The organism is Thermorhabdus hydrogeniformans (assembly GCF_049310025.1).
In the GTDB taxonomy this organism is placed as follows: domain Bacteria; phylum Bacillota; class Thermosediminibacteria; order Thermosediminibacterales; family Tepidanaerobacteraceae; genus JBJYKD01.
On the sequence record NZ_JBJYKD010000052.1, the window covers coordinates 1 to 10,619 of the forward strand.

General features: G+C 48.1%; 10 protein-coding genes and 1 tRNA gene. 8 read left to right on the top strand and 3 right to left on the bottom strand.

Annotation, left to right across the window (positions count from 1 at the left end):
• Positions 1 to 184: 184 nt before the first annotated feature.
• A complete protein-coding gene (gene hcp / locus ACKX14_RS15025) occupies positions 185 to 1,471 on the bottom strand; it encodes a hydroxylamine reductase (RefSeq protein ID WP_422449087.1) in 1,287 nt (428 codons plus the stop codon).
• Positions 1,472 to 1,746: 275 nt separating this feature from the next.
• On the opposite strand from hcp, the gene ACKX14_RS15030 reads away from it, so the two are divergent.
• A tRNA-Leu gene (locus tag ACKX14_RS15030) sits at positions 1,747 to 1,834 on the top strand.
• A 67-nt stretch (positions 1,835 to 1,901) separates the two neighbouring features.
• Here the strand turns inward: ACKX14_RS15030 and ACKX14_RS15035 are convergent.
• A complete protein-coding gene (locus ACKX14_RS15035) occupies positions 1,902 to 2,279 on the bottom strand; it encodes a helix-turn-helix domain-containing protein (RefSeq protein ID WP_422449089.1) in 378 nt (125 codons plus the stop codon).
• A gap of 199 nt (positions 2,280 to 2,478) precedes the next feature.
• Between ACKX14_RS15035 and polA the strand changes: the two genes are divergently transcribed.
• From polA to ACKX14_RS15060, 5 genes are read left to right on the top strand one after another with little or no spacing between them, the layout of a single operon-like run.
• Entirely contained in the window at positions 2,479 to 5,067 is a 2,589-nt protein-coding gene (gene polA / locus ACKX14_RS15040; protein ID WP_422449091.1) for a DNA polymerase I, read from the top strand.
• Between the two features lie 19 nt (positions 5,068 to 5,086).
• Positions 5,087 to 5,686, top strand: coding sequence for a dephospho-CoA kinase (gene coaE / locus ACKX14_RS15045; protein WP_422449093.1), 600 nt, complete (start codon positions 5,087 to 5,089; stop codon positions 5,684 to 5,686).
• Positions 5,683 to 6,228 (top strand): lytic transglycosylase domain-containing protein, encoded by a 546-nt coding sequence (locus tag ACKX14_RS15050; protein WP_422449095.1) that lies wholly within the window; start codon positions 5,683 to 5,685, stop codon positions 6,226 to 6,228. The genes coaE and ACKX14_RS15050 overlap by 4 nt, the downstream gene beginning before the upstream one ends.
• A gap of 16 nt (positions 6,229 to 6,244) precedes the next feature.
• Positions 6,245 to 6,694: a DUF441 domain-containing protein gene (locus ACKX14_RS15055; protein WP_422449097.1), complete on the top strand. Its 450-nt coding sequence runs from the start codon at positions 6,245 to 6,247 to the stop codon at positions 6,692 to 6,694.
• Positions 6,695 to 6,710: 16 nt separating this feature from the next.
• The gene (locus ACKX14_RS15060) at positions 6,711 to 7,748 is read left to right on the top strand and encodes a nicotinate phosphoribosyltransferase (protein ID WP_422449099.1); all 1,038 of its coding nucleotides are present in this window, start codon (positions 6,711 to 6,713) and stop codon (positions 7,746 to 7,748) included.
• A gap of 11 nt (positions 7,749 to 7,759) precedes the next feature.
• Here the strand turns inward: ACKX14_RS15060 and ndk are convergent, their stop codons facing one another.
• On the bottom strand, positions 7,760 to 8,164 hold the full coding sequence (gene ndk, locus ACKX14_RS15065) for a nucleoside-diphosphate kinase (RefSeq protein ID WP_422449101.1): 405 nt from the start codon (positions 8,162 to 8,164) through the stop codon (positions 7,760 to 7,762).
• Positions 8,165 to 8,367: 203 nt separating this feature from the next.
• Here ndk and ACKX14_RS15070 point away from each other — a divergent pair, with 203 nt between their 5' ends.
• Positions 8,368 to 10,014: an ABC transporter substrate-binding protein gene (locus ACKX14_RS15070; protein ID WP_422449103.1), complete on the top strand. Its 1,647-nt coding sequence runs from the start codon at positions 8,368 to 8,370 to the stop codon at positions 10,012 to 10,014.
• Positions 10,015 to 10,121: 107 nt separating this feature from the next.
• The gene (locus ACKX14_RS15075) at positions 10,122 to 10,346 is read left to right on the top strand and encodes a hypothetical protein (RefSeq protein WP_422449105.1); all 225 of its coding nucleotides are present in this window, start codon (positions 10,122 to 10,124) and stop codon (positions 10,344 to 10,346) included.
• The last annotated feature ends 273 nt before the right edge of the window (positions 10,347 to 10,619 follow it).

Here is a 10,619-nt window from a genome sequence, read left to right on the forward strand (position 1 = left end):
GTTAGTTTTTATTTTTCAAGCCGTATTTGGTTAAATATGGATTGGGGAAAAGGGGGAGTTTTTACACTGGAATCAAAGATTAAATTAGGAAGGCTTGAGCCTTCCTAATTTTTTCGAAAATTTTCCCAGGCCGGCAAAACTTCAGAGCGCCTTTGCTTTTAGGGGCATGGAAGAAATTTTCGCTTTAACCCAGCATCCGGGCCAGGTCTGTTTTGACGTCGCCGATCAATTTCAGATTGAAATTCTCCTGAAGCACCTTCAAAACACCGGGTGTAATGAATTCCGGCGGTCTGGGTCCGATATAAATATTTTGAATGCCAAGGCTGAAGAGGCCCAAAAGTATTGCCACAGCTTTTTGCTCGAACCATGACAGGACAATATTGAGAGGAAGTTCGTTGACCGAACAGTTAAAGGCTTCGGCCAGAGCCGCGGCTATTTTTACGGCTGAAATGGAGTTGTTGCACTGGCCCAGATCGATATACCGCGGGATGTCCGTCCCGGGCACCGTGCCGTAATCTACATCGTTGAAGCGGAACTTGCCGCAGGATGTTGTCAGAATCACGCAATCTTTGGGCAGGGCCATGGCCAGTTCCCTGTAGTAATCTCCGCCGCTGCCGGGGGTGTCGCAGCCGGCTATGACAAAGAACTTTTTGATTTTGCCGGATTTTACGGCATCGATGATATCGGGGGCCAGTTTCAGCACATTTTCGTGGTGGAAACCCGTAGCTATGACTCTGTCCGACTCGACATGGGCTTCGGGCAGCGACAGCGCTTTTTCAATGATGGGTGTGAAGTCGTCGTTTTCGATTTTCTGAACGCCTTCAAGGCCGGCTATCTCATAGGAAAAGAACCGGTCGGAGTATGTGCCTTTAATCGGCATTATGCAGTTGGTGGTGCCGAGTATGGCTCCGGGGAACTCCTCAAAAACCCTGCGCTGGTCCGTCCAGGATTTGCCGATGTTTCCTTTGAGGTGCCTGTATTTTTTCAGCTCGGGATAACCGTGGGCCGGGAGCATTTCCGAATGGGTATACACGTTTACGCCCTTGCCCTCGGATTGTTTCAGCAGCTCCTCCAGGGCGTGTAAATTGTGGCCGGTAACCAGAATACAATGGCCTTCGATTTTATCCTCGGTAACAAAAACTGGGCTGGGGACGCCGAATTTTGAGGTGTGGGCTTTGTCTAAAAGCTCCATAACCTTAATGGTGGCCCTTCCCACCTTCATGGCCATGTTTATGTGTTCCTGCAGGTTGAAATTGACGTTGGTAAGGGTCATGTAAAGGGCTTCTTCGATGGTGGCGTCCACTTCCGGGTCTGTAAATCCCAGTTCCCGGGCGTGCACGGCGTAAGCGGAAATGCCTTTCAACCCGAATATGATGATATCCTGGAGGCTGGCAATATCCTCGTTTTTGCCGCACACTCCTGTTCTGGTGCAGCCCCCTTTTGGCGTCTGCTCGCACTGATAACAAAACATGAGCTCATCCTCCCTGAGTTTTAAAATTTATTCTATATCTATGATAATCGTGCTGTCTTATAAAATCTGTGACGCATATCACAAGAAGCAAAAAGGGTCCGGAAAACCTCGAGAAATTATTGGGGGGAGTATGAAAATAGAATAAAAAAGAATAAAATGAAAATGTTGCTTCGGTGGAATGAAAACAAATGGAAACAAAAGAAGGATATCCGCACAAAGCAGGGATATCCACTTGAAATCTTCTGTAAGATATGTTAATATATTATTGCATTTGTGCCGAAGTGGTGGAATTGGCAGACGCGCCGGACTCAAAATCCGGTGGGCCCTAAACCCGTGCGGGTTCGACTCCCGCCTTCGGCACCAGATATGATAAGTAGTGCCGCATCGGCGGCGTGATATCTAAAAATAAAGGTCGCTTTTCAGCGACTTTTTATTTTTCCTCATTTTCTGCTATTTTTTCATATTTATCAAATTCCGCGATGATGGTTTTGAATATGGAAATAAGCATTTCCATTTGTTTTGGAGGTCTTGATTTTAATAGGTGAATGAGTTCGCTAATGGAATCGTCGGCGGAGCAGCTCTCTTCGCAGTTTTTTGTTCCTTCAAGAACATAATCCAGACTTACGTTTAACGCCTTTGCTATTTTGTTAAGAGTCTTTAAAGAAGGAACCTTATCCCCTCTTTCCATCTGACCTATATAGCTGTAGTGGAGGTTCGCTTTTTCGCCGAGTTCTTCCTGGGTGAGATTTTGTTTCAGGCGGATGTGCCTGATTTTTTTTCCAATATCTTTAAATATTTCATCTACCACGAACTCATCAACTCCTCACACTTCTTCTACTATATATTGCATTTTTTGTCGAAGAAGTAAAGAGAATATAGGTATTAAAATGTTATTTTTGTCATAATATGGCGAAATATGGCAATCAGCCGTTTATATTTTGCTTTTTTTTCATTACCGGCAGGTATTTGAAAGTTTTTGGTGAAATAATAGTATCGGGGTGAAAATAATGAAAAAGATCCTGCTCATAGATGGCAACAGCCTGCTGCACAGGGCTTTTCACGCCCTGCCGCCGCTGCGGACCTCCAGAGGCGTACATACCAATGCGGTGTATGGTTTTACCAATATGCTTTTTAAAATACTGAAAGAAGAGAATCCCGATTACGTGGCCGTGGCTTTCGACAAAAAGGGCCCCACCTTCAGGCACACCGAATATGCGGCCTACAAGGCCACCAGGCCGGGGACTCCCGAAGAACTCATAGGGCAGTTTGATATATTGAAAGACATATTAAAAGCCCTTAACATAAAATACCTGGAAATAGACGGCTTTGAGGCCGACGATGTGCTGGGGACCGTGTCCAGGAAAGCGGAAGAATCGGGTGTTTTTTCACTGATATTGACCGGCGACAGGGATGCGCTTCAACTGGTGTCGCCCATGACGAATGTCCTGCTGACCAAAAAGGGCATTACGGAACTGGAAATATTCGATCCTGAGAAGGTGGTGGAGCGCTTTGGCATCCCCCCCGAATCCATACCTGATATGAAAGGGCTCATGGGAGACGCGTCGGATAACATACCGGGAGTGCCAAATGTGGGGGAAAAGACCGCCGCAAAGCTTATCCGTGAGTTCGGCTCCGTGGAGAACCTGCTGGAAAATACCGACAGGATCAAAGGAAAGATAAAAGACGTTATCGAGCACTACAGCCAGCAAGCCCGGGTCAGCAAGTACCTGGCCACCATTGTAAGGGATGTGGATCTTGCTTTTGATTTTGAAGATTTCAAGCGCCGGGAGCCCGATTATGAAAAGTTGTTAAAGCTGTTCAGGGAGCTGGAATTTAACAGCCTGATAAATAAAATAGAGCGCCCGCGTGTGAAAGGGGCCACCGGCGGGGCGGTATCCCGCCATGTAGGGGATGTGGCCGGTTTAAATGCCGCCGTGGAGGAAATACACTCGTCAAAGACCCTGAGCCTTTTATTAGACGCATGTAAGCAGAATTCTCTGGAGGCCACCATAAAGGGTATAAGTCTTGCGACAGGTGAAGGCCTTTATTATGTGCCATGGGAATTAATTAACATGAATCCCGAAGCGAAATTTAAGCTTGCTGCCATTTTAAAGGACCCCGGGATAGAGAAAATCGCCCATGACGGAAAGTTTACGAAAAATGCCCTGAAAAGGATGGGCATGGATTTTTGCTGCAGTTTTGACACCATGCTCGCGGCATATCTGCTAGATCCATCAAAGCCCCGATACGACCTGGAGGACATTGCCTTTGAGTACCTTGGCGCGGAGTTGCGGGATGCGGCAGACCCGGGGCAAAAAACCGCGGTGTTAAAGGACCTGAAGGAAGTTCTTGAACAGAGGCTTGAAGATTGCGACATGAAGCAGCTCTTTTATGAAGTGGAAATGCCGCTCAGCTTTGTCCTGGCGGACATGGAACTGACGGGTTTTAAAGTGGATTGTGAAAAACTAAAGGCGCTTTCAGAAGAGTTTGGCAAAAAACTGGACAAACTTAGTGCAGAAATATACGGACTGGCCGGTATGGAATTCAATATCAATTCCCCCAAACAACTGGGGGAGGTCCTGTTTGAAAAGCTTTCCCTGCCGGTGATAAAAAAGAAAAAGACCGGCTATTCCACAGATGCGGAAGTGCTGGAAAAGCTCAAACCCTGTCACCCCGTAATCGAAAAAATACTGGAATACCGTTTCCTGATGAAGATGAAGTCCACCTATGCCGAGGGCCTGCTGGCGCTGGCGGATAAAACCACCGGGAAGATTTATACCAGCCTGAATCAGACCGTGACTTCCACCGGCCGCATCAGCAGTACCGAACCCAACCTGCAGAACATTCCGGTCAAAACCGAAGTGGGAAGACGCATCCGCGGAGTTTTTGTGGCAGACGGGCCCGGGCATCTGCTGCTGTCGGGGGACTACTCCCAGATAGAGCTCAGAGTGCTTGCGCATATCTCCGGTGACGAAAGTCTGATGGAATCCTTTATCAAAGGCGAGGACATCCATACCCGTACGGCCAGCGAGGTATTTGGAATCCCGCCCGATGAAGTTACACCGGATTTAAGGGACCGGGCGAAAGCGGTGAATTTCGGCATCGTTTACGGCATCAGCGATTACGGTCTTGCACAGAGCCTCGGCATTTCAAACAAAGAGGCTCAGGACTATATAGAGGCCTATTTTCAAAGATATCCGGGGGTCAGAAACTACGTGCGGGAAACCATCAGGAACGCAAGGCTTACGGGATACGTGACCACCATTTTGAACCGCAGGCGCTATATCCCGGATATAAACAGCAGGAATTACAATTTGAGGTCCTTTGCCGAGCGGGTGGCCATGAATACCCCCATTCAGGGCAGCGCCGCCGACATCATAAAAGTGGCCATGGTCAAAGTTTATCGGGATTTAAGGCAAAACAACCTGAAAGCCAAAATTCTCCTGCAGATCCATGACGAGCTCATCTTTGACGTGCCGGAAGATGAACTTGAAGATGTCAAAAGGATTGTGAAATACGATATGGAAAACGCCATCCCCCTGAAAGTGCCTCTGTTAGTGGATATTAAAGTGGGACGTACCTGGGAGGAGCTTTAATTTTGGGGAGGGATGAGTTTTGAAGGTGATAGGTCTTACCGGCGGTATTGCCAGCGGCAAGAGCACCGTTTCCATGTTGCTTAAGCAAAAGGGTGCTGCTATAATAGATGCGGATGAGATAGCAAAAGAGATAATGCAACCTGGAAAACCCGCCTGGGCGGAAGTTGTCGAGCACTTCGGGAAGGGGATATTACGGGAAGACGGGAACATCGACAGGAAAAAACTGGCACACATAGTCTTTTCAGATGAAAAAGAGCTGGAAACCTTAAACCGCATCACGCATCCCAGGATAGTGGAAGAAATTAAAAGGCGGCTTAAAACTTTCAGAGAAAAAAATGAAAGCGTTGTGGTTGTGGACGCGGCCCTGCTCCTGGAGATAGGTCTTGACCTGCTGGTGGATGAAGTATGGCTGGTGGCCGTCGACGAAAAGACCCAGCTGGAAAGACTGCTTTTCCGGGAAAAATCCATGGGCTTCGCAGAAGCGCTGGAGAGGATACGGGCCCAGATGCCCCTGGAAGAAAAACTCAAATTCGCCCACAGGGTTATAGATAACGGCGGAAGTATTGAAGAAACAAAAAGACAGGTAGACAGAATATGGGGGGAATTGAAGCTATCGTGACAAAAAGAATCGCCGCAATTTTGGTTATAGTTGTTGGAGTACTGGCGCTGTACAACAATATTTCCTGGTTTATGAAATACCTGTATCCTCTTAAATTTAAAAATTCAATAGTCAGGTATTCCGGCGACTACGGCGTAGACCCCTACCTGGTTGCGGCCGTAATCAAGGTGGAAAGTGGATTTTCACCGCAGGTCGTATCCGACAAAGGCGCGGTAGGCCTCATGCAGCTCATGCCGGAAACCGCCGCCTGGGCGGCGGAAAAGATGGGCATCGATGATTTCGACGTAGACGACCTCGAGCACCCGGATATAAACATTAAAATTGGGACGTGGTACCTGGCGACCCTTCTTAAAGAATTCAACGGGGATGTTACCCTCGCCCTGGCGGCATATAACGGAGGCGTTGGAAATGTGACCAACTGGCTGAAAAACGGCCAGCTGAAGGGCGGGAAGGAAGAAAAGATACCATTTGTTGAAACCAGGAGCTTTGTAGCCAGGGTAAAGACCGCTTACAGGTGGTACAGGAGATTATATGAACTTTAAGGAGGAACGTTTTTAAATGGATCAGGGGATACTGGCGATGTTAATCATCCTCAACCTGGGCGTTTTGAGCCGCAATAATTCCCTGGCACTGGCGGCCGTCGTAGTGCTCGGTTTAAAGTTGCTGGATTTGAAGGAAGTGCTCTCATATCTGGATAAAAACGCCATCAGGCTGGGCATTATTATTCTTACCATTGGGATCCTGACACCCTTTGTAACCGGAAAGATTACTTTGAGAGACATCCAGGCAGTGCTGACCAGCCCTGTTGCTCTGGTGGCTCTGTTCGCCGGAGCCCTCACGGTTGTCCTTTCAGGCAGGGGGCTTGGTCTGATTAACACCGAACCGTCCATTGTTGTGGGGATAGTCCTGGGTTCGGTGATAGGAGTGGCCTTTTTTAAGGGTGTCCCCATCGGCCCGATGACCGCTGCAGGGATAGTGGCCGTGGTCATGAGTTTTATAAAACATTGAAGGAGAGGTTGTACATATGATAGAAAGAATCAGAACCTTACAGGATGTAAAGGATTTCAAAGTCGAGCCCCAAAGGGCGTTTTTTTCGGCAAACCACGATGAGATAATGGCGGGGACCACCACCGATATCTATTTTATAAAGACCATGGAGATATTAAGGTATATGGGGCTGGCCGGGAAGGAAGTGGTGGCGGAAGTATTTCCCAGAAAATCCGGAGTTATTTGCGGTGTGGAAGAAGTAATAAATCTTCTGAAAGATAAAAATGTGGAAGTCTACGCTTTGCCGGAAGGAGAAACCTTTGAACCCAAGGACACGGTAATGAGGATAAAAGGCCCCTATGAGGAGTTTGGCATGTATGAGACGGTTTTGCTTGGGATGCTGGCCCATTCCAGCGCGTGGGCCACGGCCGCACGGCAGTGTCGTGAGGCGGCGGGGGATAAAGTATTTATATGCTTCGGCGCAAGGCACGTCCACCCGGCTGTGGCACCGGTTATGGAAAGGGCGGCGGTGGTCGGTGGGGCCAGCAACGCCAGCTGCATACTGGCCGCAAAGTTGCTTGGGCGGGAACCTTCGGGGACAATACCGCACGCGGCCGTTATCGTTGCCGGTGATACGGTGTCGGTGGCCAGGGTTTACGATGAAATAATGCCCCCCGATTCCCCCCGGATAATCCTGGTGGATACGTTCAAAGACGAAGCCGAAGAGGCGCTGGCCGTGGCCGAGGCCCTGGGCCGCTCCCTGGAAGGGGTGAGGCTGGATACCCCCGGCGAAAGGGGAGGGGTTACCGCCGCACTGGTGAATGAGGTAAGAAAGAGGCTTGACCAGAAGGGCTACGGCTTTGTGAAAATCTTTGTTTCCGGGGGCCTTACACCAGAAAGGATAAGGGAGCTGTCGGATGCCGGAGCCGACGCCTTCGGGGTGGGGAGTTACATATCAGGGGCATCGCCCATAGATATGACCATGGATTTGAAAATGGTGGACGGAAGGCCTGTGGCGAAACGGGGCCGGATACCGGGCATCATAGAAAATCCCAAGCTGGTGAGGATGAAATAGATTGAATTAGATTAGAGTTCGGGAAACCAGATGGCTATTTCACGTTTTGCGCTTTCAATGCTGTCTGACCCGTGTACCAGGTTTTTGGTGGTGGAGGTGGCAAAGTCGCCGCGGATGGTGCCGGGGAGGGCTTCTTCCACCTTTGTGGCGCCGTTTAGAAGGCGGACAAGTTTCACGGCCTGGGGGCCTTCCAGTACCATGGCGAAAACCGGCCCCGAAGTGATATAATCAATAAGCTCGGCGAAAAAGGGTTTTGAAGCATGTTCCTGGTAATGCTTTTCCGCCAGTTCCCTTGAAACGTTTACAAGCTTTGCGGCGATTATCCTAAGGCCCTTTTGTTCATACCTTTGCAGGATTGCGCCTGTAAGCCCGCGTTTTACACCGTCGGGTTTTATCATCACAAATGTCCTTTCCATATGCTGCCTCCTTTTTTTATTTTTTTTATTTTTATATATAATTATTATCGGATTTGCAGGGCTTTTTCAAGCATTAACCCTTGAGTGTAATACTGCCATTCTTCAAGTGGCGGATATTTGCAGAAACATTTTACATAATGTGGAAATTGACTGCCTGCAAGTCGTACAATATAATTTTTATAAACACCTGCAGGAGGCCAGCCATGAGAAAAACAAAAATCGTTTCGGCCGTTTTGCTTCTGGCTATATTTCTTACGGCATGTTCCAATAGTCCCGCCGGTTCCGCCCAGGAAAAAAAGTCGGGCGGCCAAACCAGTAGCGGCCCCAAAAGCGGGGGCGGCGTCGCAATTGCCGCCGTATCCCCATTGGCGCTGGATCCTTTACAGGTTCAGACGGACGAAGAAAAAGCCATAGCGGGATTAATTTATGAAGGCCTTGTCAAAATTGACGAGCAGGGCAGGATTCAGCCAGGTCTTGCAAAATCCTGGGATATTTCCGATGACGGCAGGACGTACACCTTTTACTTGCGGGATGGCGTAAAATGGCATGACGGTAAGATTTTTACGTCGGCGGATGTTAAAGCCACATTTGACAGGATAGTCGAACTTCGGAAAAAGCAAAAAAATCAGGGCAGGGCTCCGTTATTTCCGGAGTTCGACAATATTGAGAGCTTCAGCGCCACCGGTGAAGGGACGTTTGTAGTCTCCCTATATAAGCCGGATGCCGGATTCCTGTACGCCATGGCGAGGGGGATATTGCCGGCTTCTTTAATTCAGGTGCAGCGGGATGCAGAAAAAAGGGCGGCCGGTCCGGGCCAAAACGCGCTTCAGGCGGTTCCCGTCGGCACGGGCAAATACAGGTTTGTCAAAAAAGACAGCGAGTCCATCTTATTGAAGAGGAACGAAAATTATTACGGTAAAAAGCCTTACATCGAAGACATAACCATAAAAATTTTTCCCGACAAAAATTCCATGAAAGAGGCGTTAAAGCATGAGAAGGTTGATATTATCCCCGTTGACCCCCAGGACTGGGGCATATTTCAGGGTATAAGCCATATAAATCTAATACAGTATTCATCCAGATACTTTGAATTCATGGCACTTAACCTTAACAAAAGCATTTTCAAAGATGCGAACGTCCGAAGGGCTATTTTGATGGGAATAGACAGAAATAAAATACTGCAGGATACCACTCTCGGCAAGGGCATTGTCATCGACGGACCCGTGCTGCCCTTTTCCTGGGCATACAATTCCCAGATCAGACATATAACTTTCAACCAGGCCAGCGCCCGGCAGATTCTAAAGGAAGCCGGTTGGGCCGACACCGACGGAGACGGAATACTGGAGAAAAAAATCAGTGGAAAGCGGCAGAGATTTGAATTCGAGATGCTTGTAAATACATCCAACAGCGCCCGTTACCAGGCGGCCATGGATATACAAAAAAACCTCCAGGAGATCGGCGTACGGGTCAAGATCATAAACATTCCATGGGACGAGCTGGAAAAACGCGTTCTGGATAAAAAATACGACGCAGCTCTGATGGGATGGAAACTTTCTCCGAATCCCGACTTGAGATTTATGTTTTCCAGCAGTGAAATAAAAAATGGATATAATTTTGTTTCTTATTCCAATCCCCAACTGGATGAAATACTGATAAAAGCCCAGGCTTCCGCGTTTGAGGAGGAAAGGAGAACTTTTCTGTTTCGAGCACAGGAAATAATTGCCAACGACGTGCCGTATATTTTCCTTTACAGCCCCGGCAACCTGCTGGCGGTAAACAAAAAGATTAAAGGTGTAAGACCGGATCCTGTAAACCTGTTCAACAGCATAGAAGAATGGTGGGTGGAGTGATATCTTCCTTTAAATTAGTTAAAGAGTCTTAAGAACGCAAAATGGAGTTTTTTACCGCAGGCGGTCGGTGGCCCGTGGTGATTGTGGAAACAAAGGGGGTCTGGCTTGTGAAAAAAAGGCGGAACAACCATGGAGATTTTACAGCCCTTGATGAGTACGGCCGGATTAATGGCGATAACGAACCTGGTTATCAAAAAAGGCCCGACTATGATGTAAAAGATATCATCGCCATGATCATAGCTGCTTTTGAACTGGTATTTCCGCCCGTTTTTATGATATTCGGCTTTATCGCCCTGCTTTATTTTGTATTGAGGTTTGTGTCGGGATTTTAACCCCACGCACGGCGATCCAGCCAATCAGGATTACCAAGGCCGAATTTCAAAGATACAAATCGTAGAATTTTTCTCGAAACTCAAAGGTTATACATCGAAGCCGGGGAGAATCGGGAAAATGCGGAGTTGGTGTTCCGTCAAGAGAATTCAGCGCGATCTGTTTCAGTGTAATGTGCCATAGTTTCGTTCAATAGCTTTTTATTTCTGGGCAGGTTATCCCAGGGCAAAGAAGAGATGTCAAAAAGCAAGGAAGCGTAATTAGAAAGCTGATCC